15 protein-coding genes are annotated in these 22,465 nt (G+C 63.5%); 8 read left to right on the top strand and 7 right to left on the bottom strand.

Translation table 11 applies throughout. The annotated features are described in order from the left end of the window. Positions 1–42 precede the first annotated feature (42 nt). On the top strand, positions 43–1,398 hold the full coding sequence (locus tag IEW06_RS19485; RefSeq protein WP_188548804.1) for an MFS transporter: 1,356 nt from the start codon (positions 43–45) through the stop codon (positions 1,396–1,398). A gap of 104 nt (positions 1,399–1,502) precedes the next feature. Here IEW06_RS19485 and IEW06_RS19480 read toward each other — a convergent pair whose 3' ends face one another. Then, the gene (locus IEW06_RS19480; protein ID WP_187734436.1) at positions 1,503–2,618 is read right to left on the bottom strand and encodes an Ig-like domain-containing protein; all 1,116 of its coding nucleotides are present in this window, start codon (positions 2,616–2,618) and stop codon (positions 1,503–1,505) included. Between the two features lie 565 nt (positions 2,619–3,183). On the opposite strand from IEW06_RS19480, the gene IEW06_RS19475 reads away from it, so the two are divergent. Further along, positions 3,184–4,797, top strand: a complete 1,614-nt coding sequence (locus IEW06_RS19475; RefSeq protein ID WP_188548803.1) for a DUF4394 domain-containing protein — start codon at positions 3,184–3,186, stop codon at positions 4,795–4,797. A gap of 1,677 nt (positions 4,798–6,474) precedes the next feature. Then, the gene (locus IEW06_RS19470) at positions 6,475–9,090 is read left to right on the top strand and encodes a PAS domain-containing sensor histidine kinase (protein WP_188548802.1); all 2,616 of its coding nucleotides are present in this window, start codon (positions 6,475–6,477) and stop codon (positions 9,088–9,090) included. Between the two features lie 59 nt (positions 9,091–9,149). On the opposite strand, the gene IEW06_RS19465 is transcribed toward IEW06_RS19470, so the two are convergent. Beyond that, positions 9,150–10,355: a PAS domain-containing sensor histidine kinase gene (locus tag IEW06_RS19465; protein ID WP_188548801.1), complete on the bottom strand. Its 1,206-nt coding sequence runs from the start codon at positions 10,353–10,355 to the stop codon at positions 9,150–9,152. A gap of 205 nt (positions 10,356–10,560) precedes the next feature. Between IEW06_RS19465 and IEW06_RS19460 the strand changes: the two genes are divergently transcribed. The 3 genes from IEW06_RS19460 to IEW06_RS19450 all read left to right on the top strand — a co-directional run bounded on the left by IEW06_RS19460 (position 10,561) and on the right by IEW06_RS19450 (position 14,843). Then, positions 10,561–10,983 carry a response regulator gene (locus tag IEW06_RS19460; RefSeq protein WP_187734427.1) on the top strand — a complete coding sequence of 141 codons (423 nt, stop codon included), beginning with the start codon at positions 10,561–10,563 and terminating at the stop codon, positions 10,981–10,983. A gap of 156 nt (positions 10,984–11,139) precedes the next feature. Further along, positions 11,140–13,107, top strand: a complete 1,968-nt coding sequence (locus tag IEW06_RS19455) for a sensor histidine kinase (RefSeq protein WP_188548800.1) — start codon at positions 11,140–11,142, stop codon at positions 13,105–13,107. A 695-nt stretch (positions 13,108–13,802) separates the two neighbouring features. Continuing rightward, on the top strand, positions 13,803–14,843 hold the full coding sequence (locus tag IEW06_RS19450) for a zinc-dependent alcohol dehydrogenase family protein (RefSeq protein WP_187734424.1): 1,041 nt from the start codon (positions 13,803–13,805) through the stop codon (positions 14,841–14,843). 312 nt (positions 14,844–15,155) lie between these two features. On the opposite strand, the gene IEW06_RS19445 is transcribed toward IEW06_RS19450, so the two are convergent. After that, positions 15,156–15,467 carry a hypothetical protein gene (locus IEW06_RS19445; RefSeq protein ID WP_187734423.1) on the bottom strand — a complete coding sequence of 104 codons (312 nt, stop codon included), beginning with the start codon at positions 15,465–15,467 and terminating at the stop codon, positions 15,156–15,158. Between the two features lie 630 nt (positions 15,468–16,097). Here IEW06_RS19445 and IEW06_RS19440 point away from each other — a divergent pair. After that, a complete protein-coding gene (locus tag IEW06_RS19440) occupies positions 16,098–16,412 on the top strand; it encodes an Imm26 family immunity protein (RefSeq protein ID WP_187734422.1) in 315 nt (104 codons plus the stop codon). Between the two features lie 529 nt (positions 16,413–16,941). On the opposite strand, the gene IEW06_RS19435 is transcribed toward IEW06_RS19440, so the two are convergent. The 4 genes from IEW06_RS19435 to pcaF form a co-directional block, all read right to left on the bottom strand. After that, entirely contained in the window at positions 16,942–17,832 is an 891-nt protein-coding gene (locus IEW06_RS19435) for an acyltransferase family protein (RefSeq protein WP_223285012.1), read from the bottom strand. A gap of 423 nt (positions 17,833–18,255) precedes the next feature. Further along, positions 18,256–18,552: a hypothetical protein gene (locus IEW06_RS19430; RefSeq protein WP_188548799.1), complete on the bottom strand. Its 297-nt coding sequence runs from the start codon at positions 18,550–18,552 to the stop codon at positions 18,256–18,258. Positions 18,553–18,558: 6 nt separating this feature from the next. Next, a complete protein-coding gene (locus IEW06_RS19425; protein WP_187734419.1) occupies positions 18,559–19,587 on the bottom strand; it encodes a DUF1259 domain-containing protein in 1,029 nt (342 codons plus the stop codon). 325 nt (positions 19,588–19,912) lie between these two features. Further along, on the bottom strand, positions 19,913–21,118 hold the full coding sequence (pcaF, locus tag IEW06_RS19420) for a 3-oxoadipyl-CoA thiolase (protein ID WP_188548798.1): 1,206 nt from the start codon (positions 21,116–21,118) through the stop codon (positions 19,913–19,915). 173 nt (positions 21,119–21,291) lie between these two features. On the opposite strand from pcaF, the gene IEW06_RS19415 reads away from it, so the two are divergent. Beyond that, positions 21,292–22,350 (top strand): alpha/beta fold hydrolase, encoded by a 1,059-nt coding sequence (locus IEW06_RS19415; protein WP_187734418.1) that lies wholly within the window; start codon positions 21,292–21,294, stop codon positions 22,348–22,350. Positions 22,351–22,465 lie beyond the last annotated feature (115 nt).

Genomic DNA, 22,465 nt, shown 5'->3' with positions numbered 1-22,465 from the left:
CCTTCACCTACCTTGGGCTTTCCCCCTTCGCAATTCTCCCCCATGACGCCACGACTCGGTTTGCGTGAAAACTGGCACCAGTTCGCCTTGCTGGTGCTCATCAATGCGTTCGTGGGCGGCATGGTGGGCCTGGAGCGCACCATTTTGCCCCGGTTGGCCGAGCAGGAGTTTCACCTGGTGGCCCGCTCGGCCATCCTGTCCTTCATCGTGGTGTTTGGGCTCACCAAAGCCGCGGCCAACTACTACGCCGGGGCCTGGGCCACGCGCGTAGGGCGCAAAAACCTGCTGCTCATCGGCTGGCTGTTTGGCGTGCCCGTGCCGCTGCTGTTGCTCTGGGCCCCGTCCTGGGGCTGGGTGATTGCGGCCAACGTGCTGCTGGGCCTGAACCAGGGACTGGCGTGGTCGAGCACCGTGGTCATGAAGATAGACCTGGTCGGCCCCAAACAGCGCGGGCTGGCCATGGGCCTGAACGAGTCGGCCGGCTACCTGGCCGTGGCCGCCACGGCCTTCGCCTCGGGCTGGCTGGCCACCGAGTACGGCCTGCGGCCCTACCCGTTCTACCTGGGCATTGCGCTGGCCGTGCTGGGGCTGTTGAGCTCCCTGGGGGTGCGCGATACCCGCCACCACGTGGCGCTGGAAGCGTCCCAGGCCCCGGCCGGCCCCACGGGTCCGCCGCTTTCGTTCTGGGACGTTACCTGGCGCCACCCCAACCTGGGCTCGGTCACGCAGGCCGGGCTGGTCAACAACCTCAACGACGGCATGGTCTGGGGCCTGCTCCCGCTGCTGCTGGCTTCCAAAGGCTTTACCCTGACCCAGATTGGCACCGTGGCGGCGGTGTACCCCGCCGTGTGGGGCCTGGGTCAGCTGGTAACCGGGCCGCTGGCGGACCGCTACTGCAAGAAAGACCTGCTCTTCTGGGGCATGCTGCTGCAGGGCGCGGTGCTGCTGGCCATGCTCTTCCCTTCGTCCTACCCGGCATTTGTGCTGCTGGCGGCCCTGCTTGGCGCGGGCACGGCGCTGGTCTACCCCACTTTCCTGGCGGCTATTGCTGAGTATGCCCCCCCCGCCCAGCGGGCCCCCAGCGTGGGCATTTTCCGCCTCTGGCGCGACGCGGGCTACGCCGTGGGCGCCCTGCTCACCGGCGTACTGGCGGATACGCTGGGCCTGGCCGCCCCGCTCGTGGCCATTGGGGGCCTGACGGGACTCTCGGCGCTAATCATCCGCGCCCGCATGTACTGCCTGCCGGAAGCAGCGCCCACGACGGCACCGGCGGGTAGCTGCGCCCGCCCGACTGGTTTCATCCTTTTTACCCGATTTCGCTATGGCTTCTCCCTCTTCATCCCTGCTGGCCTGCGCCGCGGGCCGCTGCCCGCGCTGTCACCAGGGCCCCGTATTTAAAACCTCCGCCCTGAACCCGGCGCGCTTTCAGGACATGCACGACAACTGCCCCGGGTGCGGGCAGCACTACGCGCCGGAACCCGGCTTTTTCTGGGGCTCGGGGCTCACCGCGGATTGCCGAAGCGGGTCTGGGCCTCCTGCTGGGCCGCGCCCGACAGGGCAAAGCGCCACTGCTGGGTCAGCACTTGCCCCAGGTTTTGGTTCGCCCCGGCGTAGATCGCCAGGGCTAGGTTATCGATGGCTTCCTGCTCGCTGCGGGCATGCGGGCGCTGCCCGACTTCGCGCCAGAGGCGTTGGATAAACCCCTGCCCCCCGTGCTGGGCCTGCAGCCGCAGCAGCAGCCCGGCCAACAGAAACTGCCCGCCCACGGGCTTACCCTCCCCGTCCAGGGCCTGCCCGCTCCGCACCACCCGCTGCCAGTCCCATTCCGGCGAGCGCAGGTAGACGGTGGCTATTTCCTCCAGGCCGCGCCGCTGCTGGGCTTCAATCGGACTCAGGGGCAGGCGCAGATAGTCCGTGGCCATGTACTTCATCAGGTGCGCGTAGCCCGTGGCCACGTCCAGCTTCATGCCGGTAACGTAGAGCGGGTCCCAGTAAAACCAGAAGTTGCGGCCCAGCTCGTAGAACAGGGTCGTGCGGTGCTCCCCTTTATCGCGCACGCCCGCGTATAAATCCGTGACCCATGGGTGCATCATCTCGATGCCGGTGGCGCCGATCTTGCCGCAGGCTACCCCGCAGGTCTGGGCGACGGAGGCGACCGTGCCCTTGCCCTGGTAGGTGTAGGTCGGGTGGCGACTCGGCTCGCGGCCCGTCACCAGCCGGTAGTAGGCATAGCCCCCGTCCAGGCTGGCCACCAGGCGCTGCATCAGGCGCGGGTCCCGATCGGACTCGGGGGTTAACAGCACGAGATGCTCCCCGGCCCAGGGCTGCAGCTGGGAGGATACCTGCTGAAAGCTGACGTAGGCATAGCGGGGCAACAGGGCATAGGCCCGCACGTGGGCCGTCGCGGTGCGGCCCTCGCAGGTAGCCGTAATGGAGGTGGTGCCTTCCCTTACGAGGCTCACCAGCCCCGTGCTCGAGACGGTGGCGGTGGACTCCTGGGCCGACTGCCACGTGATAAGCCGGTCGGACAAGGCGTTGCCGCGCGCATCGCGGGCCAGCGCTTGAAGCTGCACCGTTTGGCCCGTGCCTAAGCGCACCGAGTCGGTGGCGAGCTGCACGGCAGCGACCGGGGCGTGGGGCTGCGGCGGGGCGTCCCCCTTTTCTTGACAACTGCTCCCCCCGAGCAGGCTGAGCAGGCAGACAAGGAGCAGGGAGGAGCTAGGTAGGGGCAGTCGGTCAGTCATGAAGGCAGGGAAAAAGCAGAAGGGTAGGCCACGTTACTGGGTGGCTAGAAGCAAGAGCGGGGAGCCAAGCGGTAGGTTGCCTGAACGGCCGAGACGACCACCCCTACCCCGGACGAGGTCGGCGACAAGGTAGGCGGTACCGGTATTTTTCCCATAGGGTCGCGGGGAGATAAGGGCCCATTCTGCCCGCGCTACCCGCCTTGTCCCATTTGTCTCCAGCTCCAGGCTATCGCCGAAGCTACGTTACGTAATGTGTTTATACGACTTGTAAGAGGACGCGGTGTGGGGAGCGCTTCCCATCGATAGGAGCGTTGCTAGCCTCAGGCTAAATAATTTTATAATTATCGACCTGATATATATCTAAACCGAGGCGGTAGCCGTAGGGGGAAAACCTGATCGGTCCTACTATTTCTTTCTTCCATCCTATCCTCTACGTTCTATGCTACAACGCTCTTCCCTCGCCACCTGGGGCGCGGCGCTTCTCTTGTTGTCCTCGCTCAGTAGCTGCGAAGACATTCTCGAGCAGTACTTCCCCAAACCTACCCCGCCGCCCGTTAATCCCACCTTTCCGCCCCTAGGCCAGGATATTGCGTTCTATGCCTTGTCGGGGGGCACGCGGCTCGATGGCTACTCCACGAAGGATGCCGCCACGCGCACCAGCTCGGTGGCCCTGACGGGCCTTCAAAGTGGCGAGAGCCTATTAGCCATTGACTTTCGCCCCGCCACGGGCCAGCTCTACGGGGTGAGCAGCGCGAGTCGCCTCTACGTGATCAACCAAAACACGGGTGCGGCCCGCGCTATTGGTGCCGGGGCCTTCACGCCTGCCGTAGCGGGCACCCTGGTGGGCTTTGACTTCAACCCCACCGTGGATCGCATCCGCCTGGTGACGTCCACCGGACAAAACTTACGCCTGAATCCCGAAACCGGCACCGTGGCCGCCACCGACGGGGCCATCAATGGCCCCGCCGCGACCCTCACGGGCGCGGCCTACACGAACAATGTCGCGGGCGCCAGTACCACGGCCCTCTACGCCATTAACCCGCAGACCCAGCAGCTCACCCTGGTTAACTCCCCCAATGCCGGCACGGTGGTGCCCGTGGGCAACCTGAACCTGGCGGTGAGCGGGAATGGCGGCTTCGATATTGATGGGAGGACGGGCACGGCCCTGGGCCTGTATCTGGTCAATGGTAACCCCACCCTGTTTGCGGTCGATCTGGCTACGGGGGCGGCCCGCCGCTTAGCCCAGTACGCCCCCACCCTGGCCTACACGGGCCTGGCCATTCCCACCCGACCGGTCGGGTATGCGGCCGATTTTACGGGCAGCCGCTTGCATATCTTCGATCCGACGGATGCCTCAGTCACGGTGACCAAGACCATCACGGGCTTCGCGGACTTTCGCCGCATCATCGGCCTGGATTTTCGGCCCAGCAATGGGCAACTCTACGCCTTGACGCAATCCTTTGACGACACGCTGGACCGCTACCTCTATACCATCAATCCGGCCACGGCCGAGGCCACGCTCATTGGCCCTATCACCCCGCGCCTGAGCCTGACCAGCGAGAGCGCGCAGTTTGACTTTGACCCGCTCACCGATCAGATTCGCGTGGTCAGCACGAATGGGGCCGCGGGCACGGCCCGCACGTTGCTGCTCAACCCCACCACGGCGGTCTTTTCGCCCGATGTGCCCTTAACCCTGCCCTCCCCGCCCGGTTCTTTTAAGCTCGCTCACGACAACAACGTGGCCGGCGCCACCACCACCAACCTTTATCTGATTGAGGATCCCTTGGGCTTTAACAACTTGCCCTGCAAGCTCTACCGCCAGAATACGGCCGATGCAAGCTCGTTCACCGAGATTGGCAGTTTAGGGCCCACGATTCGGGACTGCCAAGCCTTTGATATCGGCGGGGCCAGCAACGTGGGCTATCTCTTTGCGGAGGTGAACAGCAACGCGGTCTTACATACCATTGATTTAGCCACGGGCAAGGCCACGCCCACCGGAACCATTACCCTGGAAGGGTTCGTGCGCGGCTTCACGCTGGGCTTAGGCTTCTAAACGGCGGTCTAACCGCTCCGCTCGTCCACCGACAGCTCCTCCAAGCCCTGGCGCCGGCGCTGGGGCTTTTTGCTGGGCCAAGTCTAAACGAAGCCAAGGGTATAGGGCACGAAAAAGCCACTTAGCCTAAGTGCCGTGGCTGTGGCTAAAGTCAGGCAGGAGGATGAAAACCGGGTACTTCAGCCCCACCTGCCGCCCACGAGGGACGCTGCTCCCGTCTTTTTAGTGCGGACGAGGCGCCAAGGCGACCCAGCAGATTCCCGGCGGGGACTTTTGCCACAGCCACGGGAGTTATGCTAAATGGCCTGGCCGAAGCGGGGTACTCCGGGCCCCCTCCACCCGGGTCCCGGTTGTTGGCTGCGCCTGCGCCAGGGGGCCGGCCCGAGCGGGTACCGGGGGTCGGCGCCGGAGTGAACCCCCATCCGTCGTCGATGCGAGGCAATCGGGAAGGGTGGGGCCGGCGGTTCAGCCGGTGGTGACATCTACCACCACCGCAACGGACTTAGCCGGCCGTCGCGGTGGCCCTGCGGGTAGGCTGGGTCAGGAGCTGGAGCTGAGGCCGTGGGACCCCAGCCGAAGCAATGCCTGTCTCAGGGGGAGAGGGTAAAAGGCCGGTGGAACCGGCCCTCCGTGAGCGCCACCCGTTGGCCCGGATCACTACACACGGTCCCCCTGAAGGTGCCCGCTATGGTCTGCTGGGCCGGATCGTAGGCCGTAATCTCCAGGGCCCAGGTCGGGGTCGAGCCACAGGCCCGCGTGGTGAAGGGCGTCAGCTGGCCATGGACGACGTGCTTATAGAGGAGCCCACTGGGCGAGCGCGCATCATGGAAGGCGAAGCGTCCTGGCGCTTGCTTGAACTCCCACAAATCGAAGATCACCGGCGTGCCGTTCGTGGTATTCAGGGTCAGGTAAAGCTCGTTCGTGTCTCGATTAATATAGGCGGTGGAAGCCGCCCCCTGGACCGGTACCGCTTGGCCATTCGCCTTCACGGACGCCGTCTGCAGGGCAGAACTCGTCGGCTGCGGGTCCGCCTCCGGTTTGGAGGAGCAGTGGAGCAGAAGCCCGGTGCTGAGCAGCAGGCACAGGAAGTAAAACTATTTCATTCGTTTACGCTAGCGGAAGGAATCGCAGTTGATTCCCTTGCCGCGTTGACACAGGTCCTGCCAAGAGCGATCAGGACGGAACAGAAGGCTCTATCTTTCTTGGGTCTCCAACGCGCGCAGGTTGTCCGAGAGGACAATAGCGGATCATCTTCGCGAGAATCAGGGTAAGCGGCTGCAGCGCGCTAGCCTAGCGTATGACGGGCGGCGTTGATTTAGGTGAACCCTGCCCCCAGCGGCCCCAAGGAGCTGACCCTCCAGGCACAGGGTCGAACAAAGCGCCTAAAGCGGACGAACAAGACCACAAATAAGATCCGCTAGCGAAGACGTAGCATACCTTGTCAAGCAGTTGTGCGCCAAGGGGAAGCAGGACCTGAAGCCTTCCGGAAGGCAGGTCAACAAGCGAGGGCAAGGCTCGGGGATGGGGCTGGATTTGGTCAAAAAGATCGGGGAGAACACGGCCGGCCGTATCTGGGTGAACAGCTAGCGGGGACACCTTTAGCGTCACTATCCCTGACCACCGCCCAGCGGTGATTTTGCGGCGGTGCAGCATGCCCCTTTATTCGTAGTTTTGGCCATGCCTACCGCAGCTACCCCGCTTCCTACCTTTCCCGCCGACTTGCAGGCCACGTATCCCCCCGCCGCCTTACTAGAGGCCGTGCTGGATACCTCCCTGACGGGCGTGGCCCTCTACTCACCCCTGCGCGACGCCGACGGAAACCTCGTTGACTTTCGCATCGACTGGCTTAACCCGGCCGCCCAGCGCATCCTGGGGCAGCCGGCCCGGCCGGCGGTGACCTACTTGCACCATTACCCGCATACCCGCGAGACGGGCGTCTTTGCCTTTCACCGCGACGCCTTTGAGTCCGGGGAGCCTGCCCGCATGGCCGTCAATTATCAAGGGGATGGGCTGGACAATTACTTTCATCTCGCCGCCCGGCGCGTGGGGCCTGGCCTGCTGGTGAGCTTCACCGACACGGCCGAGCAGCCCCGCACGCCCGTAGAAGAAGCCTTGCGCGAAAGTCAGGCGGCTGAACGGGCTGTGCGCGCGGAGGCGGAGGAACAACGCGCGCAGCTACGCCGGGTATTTGACCAGGCCCCGGTTGCCATTGCCCTGCTCGAAGGAACAACGTATCGCATCACCTTGGCCAACCCGGCTGTGTGTGAGATCTGGGCCCGTCCGCAGCCGTTGCTGCTGGGCCGGCCCCTGCTGGAGGCCTTACCCGAACTGCGGGGTCAGGGCGTCGACGCCTTACTCGATGGCGTGCTGCACTCCGGCCAGCCCTACGTGGGCACGGAGCTGCCCGTCGCGCTGGTGCGCCACGGCCGGCGCGAGATCATCTACTTCAACTTCGTCTACCAGCCCCAGCGCGACGCCCAGGGGCAAACCACGGGCGTGCTGGTCGTGGCCAGCGACGTCACCGAAGTGGTGACAGCCCGCCACCAGGTGGAAGCCCAGGAGCGCCGCACGGCCGAGCTCAACGAAGAGCTGGCCGCTGCCAACGAGGAGATCCAGGCTAACAACGAGGCCTTGACGCGCAGCCAGCTCGCGCTGCACCTCCTGAACCAGGACTTGGAAGCCCGGGTAGCCGAGCGCACGCTCGCCCTGCAGCAGGAAGTAGCCCAGCGAGGGCAGGCCCAGCAACAGGCCGAACGCAGCGAAGCCCGCTTCCGGCGGCTGGCCGAAACCACGCCCCTGATCGTGTGGGAAGCGGACGCGGCGGGCCACACCACCTATCTGAGTCCGAACTGGGAGCAGTTTACCAGCGCCACCAACGGCCAGGGCTTGGGCTGGCAGGAGTATATGCACCCCGAGGACCAAGCTCCCTTCCTCGAGGCGTGGCTGAGCGCGGTGCGCACGGGCCAGGTGTTCCAGGCCGAAATGCGGCTGCGGGTCGCGGCCACGGGCGAGTACCGCTGGCACCTGGACCGGGCCGTCCCGCTGCGCGACGCGACGGGGCAGGTCCAGCAGTGGGTCGGCGCGGCCATTGATGTGCACGAACTTAAGCGCCTGCAGCAGTCCTTGCTGGAAAGCGAGCAGTACTTCCGCGCCATGGCTGATCATGTGCCGGCCATGATCTGGGTTACCGATGCCCAGGGCCAGTGCACCTACCTTAACGCGCAGTGGTATGCCTTTACCGGGCAGACCCCCGCCCAGGCGCTGGGCGAGGGCTGGCTTCACGCGGTGCACCCCGACGATGCCCTGCAGGCCGGGCAAGCCTTCCAGGACGCGCACGCCCGGCAAGGCCCGTTTCGCGTGCTCTACCGCCTGCGCCGCCACGATGGGCAGTACCGCTGGGCCATCGACGCCGGGCAGCCCCGCCTGACGGGGGCGGGGGAGTATGTGGGCATCGTGGGCACGGTGATCGAGGTGCACGAGCAGCAATTGGCTGTGCAGGCTATGCGGCGCCTGACCTATAAACTGCGCACGGCCCGCGACGAGGCTCAAGGTCTGAACGTCGACCTGCAGACGGTTAATGAGCAGCTGCTGCGCACCAACGTGGACCTGGACAACTTCATCTACTCCGCTTCCCACGATTTGAAAGCCCCCATCAGCAATATTGAGGGATTGTTGTACCTGCTGCAGGAAGAACTGCCGCTGGACATCTCGCAGCGGGAGTACGTCGGGGCCACGTTAGGGCTGATGCGCGAGTCGGTAGAACGCTTCAAGCGTACCATCGACCATCTGACCGACGTCAGCAAACTGCAGAAGGAGCATGCCCCCGCGACGACGGCGGTGGACTTAGCGACGGTCGTGGAGGAGGTGCGGCAGGACTTGGCTCCGCTTATCCAGGCTACTGGGGCCCGCGTACGGGTCGAGGTAACGGGTTTCCCGCCGGTGCTCTTCCCCGAGAAAAACCTACGCTCCGTCGTCTACAACCTCCTGAGCAACGCCTTGAAGTATCACTCACCCAATCGCACGCCCCACATTGATGTGCAGGCGCACGTGCGAACCACGTACACGGTGCTGGAAGTCCACGACAATGGATTAGGTCTGGAGGCGGCGCATGTGCCCAAACTCTTTACGATGTTTCAGCGCTTCCACGACCACGTGGAAGGCTCCGGCGTAGGCTTGTACATGGTCAAGAAGATGGTAGAGAATGCGGGCGGGCGCGTGGAGGTGCACAGCTACGCCGGCGCCGGCACCACTTTTTTCGTCCACTTACCCCACGCTGCCCTGCCTCCCGCCTAGGCGACATACGCCTGCTTAGTACCGCAAGGGGGAGGAAACCAGGGAGAAGGGAGCCCTCCTTAGGGCAGCTCGATAAAGAAGGTGGTGCCCTGCTGCTCGCGGCTTTCCAGCCAGATGTCGCCCCCGTGCAGCTGCACGATCTGCTTGGCAATGAAGAGGCCTAAGCCGGTGGTGGGCTCCCCGTGCAGGCCCTTGCGCCGCGTCGGGTTGAACTTGTCGAACAGGTGGGTGTGCAGCTTGCCGGGAATGCCAATGCCCGTGTCCTGCACCGTGAGGCGCACGTGGCCCTCGTGCACCTGTACCCCCAGCGTGATGGTCCCCCCGGTGGGGGTAAACTTGAGGGCGTTGCCTAGCAGATTGTCCAGCACCCGGCCGAACTTGTCGGGGTGCAGGCGCCCGTACACGGGCTCAGCCGGTAGGTCCAGGGCCAGCATGACGCCTTGCTCGTCGGCGGCCGGGCGGTGCCCCTCCAGCCGGGCGGTCAGGTAGGCGTTCAGATCGGTCGCTTGCTTCTCCAAGTCGTGCTCGTCCAGATCCCCCACGTAGAGCACATCCTCGAGCAAGCCCGTGGCGTGGGTGCAGGCGCGCTGAATCAGGCCCAGGTAGTGCACCATTTCGGGCGGGGGCGGCCCCTCCCCGGCCCGGCTGGCCACTTCGCGCTGCAGCAAATCGGTGAGCAGCTCGATCTGGGCAATGGGGGCTTTGATATCGTGGGTGGCCAGCTGCAGGATGGTTTCCTGCGCGTCGTAGAGGCGCTGGAGCTGGGCTTCTAATCCTTTGCGGGCGGAAATATCTTCCAGGATGGTGTAGCCCAGCTCCCCCCCCTCGTCGGGAAACAGCACGGAGGTGACCTGACACCAGAAGGAGGACCCGTCGGCCCGCACCAGGCAGGTTTCCAGCGCGAAGTGGGGCAGCTTGTGCTCCCAGAGCTTCGTTTGCAGCTGCTGCCAGTCGGCGCGGTGATCGGGGTGGGCAAACTCGCGGATTTTGCGGCCCACCAGCTCATCCGGGCTGCGCAGGCCCAGCATCCGGACCACGGCCGGGTTGGCCTGGCGGATGGTCAGATCCGGGGTGATGATTTTCTGGCCCAGGGGGGAGTTCTCGAACACGGTGCGGAAGCGCGCCTGGCTCTGCTGGTAGCGCGCCTGCGCGGCCTCCTGCGTACTAGCCGCTGCTTGGTCCGCGCGGAGTTGGTCATTGTCGGCGCGCAGCGCCTGGTTGTCGCCCTCGGGGGAGGCGGAGGTGGGAAGGGAAATGTCGGCCATACGGAAGGAGAGCGGTTGCCGGAAGGTACGCGTTGTTGCGGCAATACGCGGTCCTCCCCCCTCGTTACCGGCTGGGGTCCCCGGCCGGGCGAGAAAAAGAGTGTCTTCCTGGCCGAGAGCGGTAGCGCGCTCCGAGTCGTACCGCTGTGCTACCTTCGCGCCTGGTGACCCCAACCAAGGTGGTCTTTGACCGCCCGCTTCCCGTATGCAAAAACTTGCCAGTGTGCTGCTGGTCGACGACGACCCGCTCACCAATGACCTGAATGAACGCTTGCTCCGCCAACTAGGCGTGGCCGACCAGTACCTGGCGGCCACCGACGGCCGGGAAGCCCTGGCCATCTTGGCTCAGCTGAGCACCTACGCGAAGCCCAGCACCCCGGTGCTCGTGCTGCTGGATGTGACGATGCCGGGCATGGATGGCATGGCCTTTCTCGAGGCCTACCAGCAGCTACCCGCCGCCCAGCAGCAGGCCGTGGTCATCGTGCTGCATACGGCCTCGATGAGCTCCCTCGACCTGGGCCGATTAGAGGAGTTGCCCATCGCCGGCCTGGTCAGCAAGCCCCTGACCAAAGCCAAGCTGGATACCATCCTGCAGCTGCATTATCAGCGCCAGTTCGGTGTGACGTAGCCCGCAAACTCTGCTTAACCGACCCGGTTCCAGTCATTGTCGAGCTACCCCCGTATACCCACTGCCGGGTTCGCGGGAACAACCGCCCGTACCTGTCGGCAGATGGCGCCGCTGTTTTCCTGGCCAATGTTACTCCTTGGTCCCTGCTGCGTCGCTATGTTCCGCACCCCTTCCGTCCCCCCCCAGCTAGCTATCGACGAGCTGCAAGCCCTGCTGGACGTTTCGCTCACGGCCCTCACCCTGCTGCGTCCCCTCTACTGTCCGCAGAGTCAGGAGCTGACGGATTTTGCCTTCGACTACCTCAACCCCGCCGGCCAGCGCCTGTTGGGCCTCACGCAGCAGCCAACCACGACCTTGCTGGCCAGCTTCCCCCGTGCCCACGACACGGGCGTGTTCGCCTTTTACCGGGGCGTGCTGGAAACCGGGCAGGCTGGCCGGTTCGAGGTCACCTACCTGCACGAGGGGGTCGATACCCCCTTTTATGTCGCCGCCCGCTGCCACGGCCCAGGGCTGGCCGTTAGCCTGATTGACACGGCCGCGCACGCCCAAGCTCCCGTCGAGGTTGCCCTACGCGCCAGCCAGGCCCGCGAGCAGCTCGCGCAGTCCGAGGCCCAGCACCAGCGGGCCAGCCTGGAGCGCTTCCTAAGCCAGACGCAGGCTACCGTCTGCATCCTGCGCGGTCCTACCCACCGGCTCGACTACTGTAATCCAGCCTACCGGCGCCTGTTTCCCCAACGGCTGTTGCCCCTGGGGCGGCCCCTGCCCGAGATCCACCCCGACGTCAATGCCCCGGGGCTGCTGGCCCGACTTGACCATGTCTACCACACGGGCAAGTCCTATGGGGGCGTGGAGCAGCCCCTGACCATTGCCCAGCCGGATGGCCAGCCGCCCCGCACCCACTATTTCACTTTTTCCTACGATGCCTATCTGGAAGGGGGACAAATCGCGGGCGTGTCTATCTTCGCCTACGACGTCACGGAGCAGGTGCGGGCGGGCCAGCAAGCGGCCCAAGTGGCGGCGGAGCTGCAGCTACTGACGGCCAATGTGCCTGTGTTCCTGTTTCGCACGGATGCGGCCGGGCACCTGACCTATGTCAACGGCGCCCTCTTTGCCTGGTCGGGTCTGTCCCCTTTGCTACCCAACCTCGACGAGGTCTGGAACACCGTGCATCCGGAGGACGCGTTGGCCCTCACGGCCGCCTTTGCGGCCGCCGTGCTGGCCCGTCAGCCCTGGGAAAGCCCCGTGTATCGCATCCGCCGCCGCGACGGGGAGTACCGCTGGTCGCTGACCCGAATCCAGCCCCTGTTCCAGGCCGATGGCCAGCTCACGGGCTACAGCGGCGTCAACGTCGAAATCCACGACCAGGTCGAGCTGCAGCGGCAACTTGCGCGCGTCAACGCGGACCTCGACACCTTTATTTATACGGCCTCCCACGAGCTCAAAACCCCCCTTACCAACATGGAGGGCTTACTCCACGCCCTTCAGGAGGAGCTGCCCCCCGCCCGCGGCCAGGAGGGTGAGCTCGTGCCGCCCCTGCTAGCCTTGATGGAGCAGTCCCTGGACCGCTTCCGGTTGACGCTCACGCAGCTCACCGACGTCTCCAAACTCCAGCGGGCCCACGCGCAGCCCGCCGAAGTGGTGGACCTGACGGCCCTGCTCGAGGAGATGCGCGGGGAATGGGGAGCGGCGTTGAACGCCGCCGGGACCCAGCTCACGGTGGAGGTCAGTGCCTGCCCCCAACTCTGGTTTGCGCCCCAGCAGCTGCGCCAGATCCTGCAGCACCTGCTGAGTAACGCGCTCCAGTACCGCGCTGCGGATCGTTTGCCCCAGATCGGGGTGCGGACCTACCCCCAGCCGGGCTACACGGTGCTGGAAGTGCAGGACAACGGCCTGGGGATGGCCCAGCAGCACCTGCCCAAGCTCTTTGGCCTGTTCCAGCGTTTCCACGACCACGTCGAGGGCACGGGGATCGGCCTCTACATGGTCAAGCGCATGGTGGAGAATGCCGGTGGCCGCATCGAGGTGCACAGCCAGCTGGGGGTGGGCTCCACCTTCACCCTCACGCTGCCCGATTCCCCCGCCCCAGGAGTCCCTGCCCAGGGGGACGAGTCATCGAGCGGATGAGGACCCGCCTAGTAGCCTCTTAGACTCCGACGACTCCGACGAGGCCACTGGCTCTGGCGGGACGTCCGACACCTCTTCTACCCAGGACGCCGGCGCTTGCCCGATTTCGCGGGGGGCATCCAACCGGCGCCGCACCTCGTCCAGGTCCACCGTTCCTGGGATGAAGCGAGCCAACAACGTCCGCTCTTCGAGGCCCGGGGACAAAGCGGTGCCCGCCGTGAGGGCTCATACGAAGGCGACCGCTCGGTGGCGACCGGGGTCAGGACTTAGCCAAGGCGAATACGTAACCAGGGAGGAAAAGGCAGGTTTACCGCAGCCACAAGACCAAGGCGGCCAGCACCACCAGGGCGGTCATAAACACGGAAATGATGCGCGTATCACGCGGGGCGGTGTCGCGGTCCGCAGGGGAGGCAGGTTCCATACAGGGGAAAATCAGGGGAAGGACAGGAAAAAAAAATGTCGGCGCCCCTTTCGCGCCCTGCTACGCAGGTACCAAGGGGGTAGCTTGCGGGGATGCGGGCGGGGGCGGGGCGAAGAAGGGAAAGGCAAGTTCCGCCGGGCCGGCTCGCGAAACCCTGATGAAAATCCCCCGGCAGCATGACATCTGTCATGCTGCCGGGGGGTAGACTGCCCTAGCTTTGGGGCTCCCACCGCCGCGCCTCCAGCCGGGGTGGTTCATCTCTTCGTAATTGCGTATGAAAGCCTTAGTATATCACGGTGCGGGCAAGAAAGCCTGGGAAGAAAAGCCCCGGCCCACGATGCAGCAGCCCACCGATGCGATTGTGCGCATGCACAAAACCACCATTTGCGGCACCGATTTGCATATTCTTAAAGGGGATGTGCCCGAGGTAACCCCCGGTCGCATCCTGGGCCACGAGGGCATCGGCATCATCGAGGAAATAGGCGCCGCGGTGACCACGTTCCAGGTGGGCGATCGAGTCCTGATTTCCTGCATCTCCTCCTGCGGTAAGTGCGTGTCCTGCCGCAAGGGCATGTACTCCCACTGTGAGCTGGGCGGCTGGCTCCTGGGCCACCTGATTGACGGCACCCAAGCGGAGTATGTGCGCATTCCCTTTGCGGACACCAGCCTGTATGCCATCCCGGACCAGGTGGATGAGGATGCCGTGGTCATGCTGAGCGACATTCTGCCCACGGGCTTGGAGTGCGGCGTGCTCAACGGGCAGGTGCAGCCCGGGGATGCGGTCGTTATCGTAGGGGCCGGGCCCATTGGGTTGGCCGTCCTACTCACGGCCCAGTTTTATACGCCGGCTGTCCTGATCATGGTGGACGTGGACGACAACCGCCTGCACGTAGCCCGGGCTCTGGGCGCGACCCATACCATTAACAGTCAGCAGCAGGACGCGGTCCAGCAGGTGTTCGCGCTGACGGAAAACCGGGGCGCCGACGTGGCGGTGGAAGCGGTCGGCATTCCCGCCACCTTTGAGCTATGCGCGGCCGTGATTGCGCCCGGTGGCCGGATTGCCAACGTGGGCGTACACGGCAAAAGCGTGGCGTTGCACCTGGAAACGCTCTGGTCGCGCAACATCACTATCACCACCCGCCTGGTCGATACGACCACGACGCCGCTGCTCCTGAAAACCGTCGCTTCCGGCCAGGTCAACGCCGCCCAGCTCATTACCCACCATTTCGCCTTGGATGACATAGAGCAGGCCTACGATACGTTTGAGCACGCGGCCCGCGAAAAAGCGTTGAAGGTCATCCTTACCCGTCCGTAGGGGAGCCCGGGGGGCGGTTCCGGCAGGACTGGTAGTAGCTTCCTTCCGCGAGCTAGAAGGTAGCGCAGCGGGCACTAGCGAGTCGCTCCGGCTGCTGGGCGGGGTGCTGGCTCGTGGCGAAGGGAGCTAGGACGGCCGCTAGTTGCGGGGCCCGCGCACCCAGAGTTGTCGATGGGCCCCTCGGGCAGGAGGCGATGCCTGGTTCTTGTGCGTAGGTGAGGCTCCTGGCAGGGCGACGCCAGCAGGGCCTGTTAAGCCGGTGCGTCGCCACCTAGTAAAGAGGTACAACCAGCATCGACCGGCAAGTAGGGGCTACGGCTTTGGGGAGCGGCAGGCGAAGCAATTAGCGGCCGTGGGCAGCGCGTAGGCGTGCTTGGTAATAGCCGTGTCCAGGGCGTGTTGAAAAGCGGCCAGGAGCTTGTCCCGCTCCGTATCGGGAATGTTTTGTAGTACCTGCTCGATGGCCGAGCGGTAGACGTGGGCCATGAAGTTAGGGCCGTAAGAGGTGAAAAAACCGTCGTGCAGCGCGTCAAAGATTGTTTTCTCCGCCGAGGAAATGGACCGCGACAGCGCTTGCCACTGCTGGGCAGTTTCCGCCAGGCGGCGTTGTAACTCTAGATTCATGGGCAAGCAGGGGAAAGAAGCCAGAGGAGTAGCCGTAGTTCTCCTCGGGAGTTCGCACTGCAACAGGGCAGGGGAAGAGGCTGGTACAAACATGGGGCCTGGCTGCTGCCCTGAAGCTGACAACTCTCACCTCATCGGATGACGTTTGTCAGCTTTCCTGAGCTCAGGGAAAAAGCTTGCCCCCGGCTATACCATCCTGTGGGGGGCCCTACAGCGCCCGCGACGGCGACTTGCATCCGAACTCTGGCCAGGAGGGGCTAAGTCAAAGCGGTTACGCCGCCCTTGCTGGTAGCGAGCGGCCCGCCGGGGGAAAGCCGGCAACCCCTCCTTCCGGTGACTCCTGGCAGCTATCCAGTACTAGGTGCCCGCGGGCCGCGGCCGGACCGGGCGAGTGTAGGAAGCTCGTCTACGATTCCGCGTTTGCAAAATGCCCCACAGGGATGCGTTTCGCAAACGCGAAACCAGGTGCTTTCCCGGGCCTGGGCAAACAGGCTTTTAGGGGCAGTCAGGGAACGCCATTGTTTCTCTTTGGTTCTGGATATTAGTTGCTTGTCATAATGGCCCTTATACGACCACTAACATAGTATAAGAAGTCCTCAACGAACCGTAGATGCGGTTATCGAGATTGATTTGAAAGATGGACAGTATGCCTACGGCCGCATCTTAGCAGGAGCCGATTATGGGATCTACGACTTTCAGGCCAGCCAACGTATCGAGAGCGTCGAAGCGGTGATTAATCGCCCTTTCCTGTTTATCGTCGCGGTCTCTAACGAGGCCATCAGCTCCCGGCGCTGGGTTAAGATCGGGAAGGCTCCGTTGGTGCCCGCCCTGCTGCCCCATCCCTTAAAGTTTATGCAAGACGGCCTGCAGCCAGATCGGTTTAGCCTCTACGAGCCGCTGACGGGTACCATCACCCCCGCTCTCAAACACGAGTGCCAAGGCTAGGAGCGGAGTGCCGTATGGGCTCCTGCGCAGGTCGAAGAACGGATTCGGGATCACTACGCGGGCCGCCCCAACCTCACTCGGCAGCGAGATTTAGCAGTATTTGACTGACTAGTCGTTGGCACTCGATAAACTACTGCTTGACATAACCGACGTGGCTGTGGCAAAACTCTCCGTCATAATTCTACGGGGTCGCGTCGGTGACGATAACCGGCTAAAAGGCCCCCAGCAGCGACCCTCGTGGGCCGCGGGTGGAGGCTCATTCATCCTGGTTTCATCCTGCTGCCAGCCTTTTGCCACAGCCACAGACCTTCTCGGACAGCATCAAGTTTAGGGTCCCTTCCGTTTCAATGCCCTGAGAGCGACTCGTTGTCCTGCGATGATAAGCAGCTTTTGCTCGCTAGGAGCGGCCTCATGTACGCAATTCTTTCGGGGGATTCGCCAGGTTCGCACCCGGCTAATTTCCGTGCTCATAGGATCATGGAACTAAGGTCCTGTAAACACTTAAGTACGGCACCGTAGACCGGCGTTGTTATGCGTGACGCCTACTCAAAAACCGATGGGCAGGCTCTTCTACGGCCTTGAACAGCAGAATAGCAATCAGATTCGTTATCCCAAATTTGAGTAGGCTATGTTTCGTAACATGCAAATCAAGAAACCGACTTAGCACGCCCATATGCACGAGATAGAAGGTATAGGAGGCTCTGCCAAGTAGGTTAAACAGCTTGGTTTCCAGCAACCAGCGTAAGCCACTTTGCTCCCGGATCAATCCAAAGTACAGGGCACAGATGCCCGGTAGGATCACGATGATATTTAAAAATATGAGGAGTGGCACATTCATCTCCTCTTCCGGCACCAAGGGGTCGTTTATCCAGGCCATAGCTCCCATGACGGCAATAATCCAGGCCAGCCCTGTCCAGGTGTAAAAGGCACCTGCCCGCATTGCCTTGAAACGGTTCAGAATGAGGAGCGCCAATCCCATACCTGCCAGAAATTCACAGCAGCGGCCGAAAAAGGTAATGGTGAAGAGGAACGTGAAGGAATCAAAAAAGCCGTAAGGGTGGGGCGCATAGCATACAAGGACGGTACCTAGGGACAGTATGAGCACCGCGTAAAGCAATAGCTTAACTGATTTTCCGCGCAGTCCTAATAGCATAAAGGGCGCCGCAAAATAGAAGCATTCTTCCACCGTCAGCGTCCACCCTTGCACAATGCCCGTAAACTTGAAAAAGTCAAAAAAGCCCCGTAAAAACGTGACATTCAATAGAAAAACCAGCCATTTGTCCGTTAACATATAGGTTTCCCATACGCCCATTAAGTCGTAAGCCGGCCTCAGTTCCAGGATGGCCAACGTGAAACAAGTAAGCAGGAAGTACATCGGGTAGATGCGGGCCACGCGGTTGCGCAGGTACTGTTTCCCCATGATGTGCTTAGCTCAACCTGGTCGATATAGCGCAGGCAAATCAATAGGCCGCTGAGTACAAAGAATAAGGCTACCCCCGTGTGCCACTCGCGCGCCAGCCGCCAGGCAATACTCGACTCCGGAAAGGGGTTGAAGTGGTGAAAAAACACCAGCCATGCGGCCACGGCGCGCAAGCCAGTTAACGCCGGAAAGTAAGGGGGAGCGGGTTTATCTGGTGGCTGAATCACAGCGGCAGCGAACGAGAAGTAATACAGCGAGAAGGGCTTTCAAAGTACGGAGTTCTCAATACGATTGTATACCACTAGTAGGGGTTCAGCGGCCTTATGTCAGGATAGATTAAGGTGATTCCATTGCCCTTGCGCTGCCCGTATTCAAGCGGGCGCAGGCGGATGCCACACCATGGGCCTTCGTTTCCGAGTTGGTTCACAAGGTGCCTGGGCACTGCTGGGTACCGGCGTCGGGTTCGCCCTGCAGGCTTCCTTTCTGCTGCCCTACACGGCGCTCGGCCCAAAGACAGTACCCGACGCCCGGCCGGCCGCGGCGGCGAGCCCGGCGAACCGCGTGGCGTACCTGGAGCACCCCGCCGTACCCTCGCTGCACACGCGCCTGCGCCTGCCCGATGGCCGCTGGATCAACTTCCACGGCGTGCATCCCCCCGCCCCCTTGCGTAGCAGTAGCATTTTTCCGGTCAAGGCCCCTAAAAATCAGGGTCGATTCCACAGCGCCTTAGTGCTTCATCTGCATGCCCCTTTTGCCCTTGCCCAATTGGTCGAGCGCGGCGCGGAAGCCAGTGGCCAACTGCGCAGCGGGCCCTCGGCCGTAGTAGTGCAGGAACATCATGCGCGGCTGGTCAAACAGCATGTGGTTGTGCACGGCCACGACCTCCAAATTGTGCGCCCGCAGGGCCTTTATCACCGGATTTACTTCGTGCTCCAGCATGGCAATGTCACCGGCAATCTGCGCGTCGGCTTGTTTGCCGGCGAACGCGGCCCACGAGTTCAGGCCCATGGCGGCGGTCATCTCGGTGCCCATCATGACCGATTGCAGGTCGGCCCGGCCCACGGTGTACTTGTAGGTCGGGCCGTTCACCGTGCCCTGGTACTGCACCACCTTATCAAGCGCGGGAATATCAAACAACTCCTTGCCGGTGGGCGCGGCGGCGCTGGGCGTGGCGTTGTTGCCCGCCGGCGCGGCCGGGGTGCCGCCGCTGGGCTTGGGCTGGTTGGCCGGCAGCAGCTTGGAGTCTGCGAGAGCGGCGGCAAACTTCCGGGCCAGCTCGGCGGGGGCGCCCATGCCGTGGATGTGCATGTAAAAGATGCGCGGCTCTTCGTAAAAGAAGTGGTTGTGCACGGCCCCAATTTCCAGCCCCTGGGCCAGCGCGGCCGACATGAGCGGATTGACTTCTTCCTGCAGCAGCACCGTGTCGCTCATGAGCATCGCGGACTTACCGTCCAGCGTGTGCTTGATGGCCACCCACCCGCCGAAGCCAAAGGCAATGGGCACCGGCTCCCCTTTGATGGTCACTTTTAAGTCGTTGCGCGGCAACGGGGTGCTGTGCGTAGCCTGTGCCTCCACGTAAGCCCCTTTCTTGCCCATCGCGGCCTCGACGGCGGCAATACTGGCGGCGCTCAGCGGCGGGGTTTTGCCCGGGGCAGCGGCTCCGGTGAAGGAGGGCAAAGGACCAAGCAGCAGGGGCGTGGTGGCCAGGGCGGTGGTTTTAAGCCAATCACGGCGGGAAAAACGAAAATCTGACATAGGATGAGCAATGAAGGAATAGCTGGAAAACGTAAGCGGCGCGTAATCAAGAAGCTTTTTACTTACTACAAAACGACCTTCTATAAATTGTAAAACGGCTCTATGAGATCCGATATGCGGGTCGTATCAGACCCTAAAAACAGGCCATTCTATCGTAGCCTAGTCTTCTGAATTGTCCTACCCGCGGAACTCGCTGGGTATACTAGCCTACGTCAAGTAGGGGCCCGATGAACCCAGCCTGAAATGTCCTCTTCGGCGGCTACCACCGCTTTTGGCCCGGGTACTGATCTCGGATGATGTCGGGGGCCAGATCACAGCCCCTGGTTTATACGCGCTCTAGGACCACAGCATAGCCCTGTCCGACCCCTACGCACATGGTGACCAGCGCATAGCGCTTCTGCTGCCGGTGCAGCTCCAGCGCGGCCGTATTCAGCAGGCGGGCCCCACTCATGCCCAGTGGGTGCCCCAGCGAAATGGCCCCCCCATTGGGGTTTACGCGCGGGTCATCGCCCTCCATGCCCAACGCGCGCAGGCAGGCCAAGCCTTGGGCGGCAAAGGCCTCATTGAACTCAATCAGCTCCATCTGGTCGAGCGTCAAACCGGCCTTCTTCAGCGCCAGCTGGGAAGCGGGCACCGGGCCGATGCCCATCAAGCGGGGCTCCACGCCGGCCACGCCCATGGATACGATGCGGGCGCGGGGCGTCAGCTGATGCTCCTTCAGGCCGGCTTCGGAGGCCAGCAGCAACGCTGCGGCCCCGTCGTTCAAGCCCGAGGAGTTGCCCGCCGTCACCGTCCCGTTCGAGCGAAAGGCGGGCCGCAGCGTGGCTAGCCCTTCTAGGGTGGTATGGGCTTTAATAAACTCGTCGTGCTCGAACAGCCGCGGCTCGCCTTTGCGCTGGGGCAGGGGTACGGGGACGATTTCCTCGGCGAAGCGCCCCGAGTCGCGGGCGCGGGCGGCGCGTTGGTGCGAGGCGTAGGCAAACGCATCCTGGTCTTCCCGGCTGATGCGGTCGCGCTCCGCCAGGTTTTCGGCCGTTTCACCCATGGCATCCACCCCGTACATGGCTTCTAGTCGGGGGTTGATGAAGCGCCAGCCGAAGCTGGAATCCGCCAGCTGGGCGTCGCGGCCAAAGGCGGTGCTGGCCTTGGAGATCACCAGCGGGCCCCGGGTCATGTTTTCCACGCCCCCGGCCACGAACAAGTCTCCATCACCACACTGCAGGGCGCGGGCCGCCGCCATAGCAGCCGACAGGCCCGAGGCGCAGAGGCGATTGATCGTCTCACCTGGCACCGACGCGGGCAGGCCGGCCAGCAGCAGGGCCATGCGAGCCACGTTGCGGTTATCCTCGCCGGCTTGGTTGGCGCAGCCCAGCAGCACGTCGGCAATGCCAGCCGGGTCTACCTGCGGATTGCGGCGCAACAGTTCTTGGATGACCAAGGCGGCCATATCATCGGCCCGCACTAGGGCCAGCGAGCCCCCGAAGTTGCCAATGGGGGTGCGGATGCCATCCACCAGATACGCTTCTTTCATAACGGTAGGAAAGCGACTAGGTACGCAGGAGACGGCGCTAGGTTCACCGAGGCTTGGAAAAGGGAAGCCCCACTTTCCCATCGCTTCCTAATAGGCAATCTTTGGGGACTGGTTAGGGCGGTTATCCTCCCGCTCGTCAACGCGCGCCTAGCTAGCTGCGTACTGCGGGGTCTATGCCCGCTACTACCCTGCCCGCCCTGGTCTTGCTGCATGGCTTCCTCGAAAGCCCGGCCATCTGGCCTGACTTCCTCGGCGACGCCTTCGCCGACTATCCGGTGCTCACGCCCGCCCTGCCCGGCTACGTCGGTCCCACAGATCAGGCTACCGATTACAGCCTCGAAGCGGCTGCCGACGCCCTGCGGGCCACGCTAGCCGCGGCCGGGGTGGGGCGGGGCGGGCTCATCGGCCATAGCATGGGCGGGTACGTGGCCCTGGCCTTTGCCGAGCAGTATCCGGGCTTGGTGGCTGGGTTGGGCTTGTTTCACTCCTCGGCCTTGCCTGACAGCGAAGAGGACATGGAGCGACGCTTGCGCAACCGCACCTTCATGGAAGAGCACGGTATGGCGGCCTTCGCGGCCGAGTTTATCCAGCCCCAGCTCTCGCCCACCCACCGCGAATCATTGACCCACCACGTGGCCCTACTGCAAGGCTTGGCCGGGGCCGTGCCCCTGCCCGTCGCGCTGGGGAGCCTACAGGCCATGGCGCAGCGCCCGGACCGGCGGGCGGTGCTGGAAAAAGCGACCTATCCCGTCCTGTTCCTTGCCGGCAAGGATGACCGGGCCGTGCCGCCCGAGAAAACGCACCAGGAAAGCCTTTTTCCTGACACCTGCACCGGCGTGGGGCTGGCCGGCGTGGGTTGTGTTGCCCAGCTGTTCATTAGGGCCTCCAGACGCCGGGGTAACCGGCTGAGAGCAGGGTCAACGGACGGCTTTTTTATCGGCTGCGCGGCGGCGCGCGGCCCTGTTCTCGTTGCTGGGTTCCGAAGCAGTCTCCGCCCGCCCCGGGCGGCCCAGCGGCCGGCGCGCAGGGGGAGCGGGCACGCGGGCGGATCGGGACCCAGCGCGCAGCTGCCAGTTAATCAGCAGGATCGCGGCCACAATGCCCGCCAGGCTCAGCAACCCAGCTTGATGAAGACTAATCCACGTACGCATATGCTCCTGGCTTACGTCTTGCCCCCTACTTACCCTTATCACCCAGCACCGTGCGCGCGCAGTACCCAGGGCGTTTCGTAATTTTTCCCCGCAAGAATGTCGCCAGGTTCCGCACCACCCTGGCTCGCGCTACCGCAATCTGGGGGCCTGCCTGCGCCTTATTGGCGGGATAAGCGCTGGGATTGCAGCCGCACGA

The sequence above is a fragment of the Hymenobacter qilianensis genome, from assembly GCF_014638675.1.
GTDB lineage: Bacteria > Bacteroidota > Bacteroidia > Cytophagales > Hymenobacteraceae > Hymenobacter > Hymenobacter qilianensis.
The sequence above is the reverse complement of the archived record's forward strand: the minus strand, read 5'-3'. Positions and strand labels throughout refer to the sequence as shown.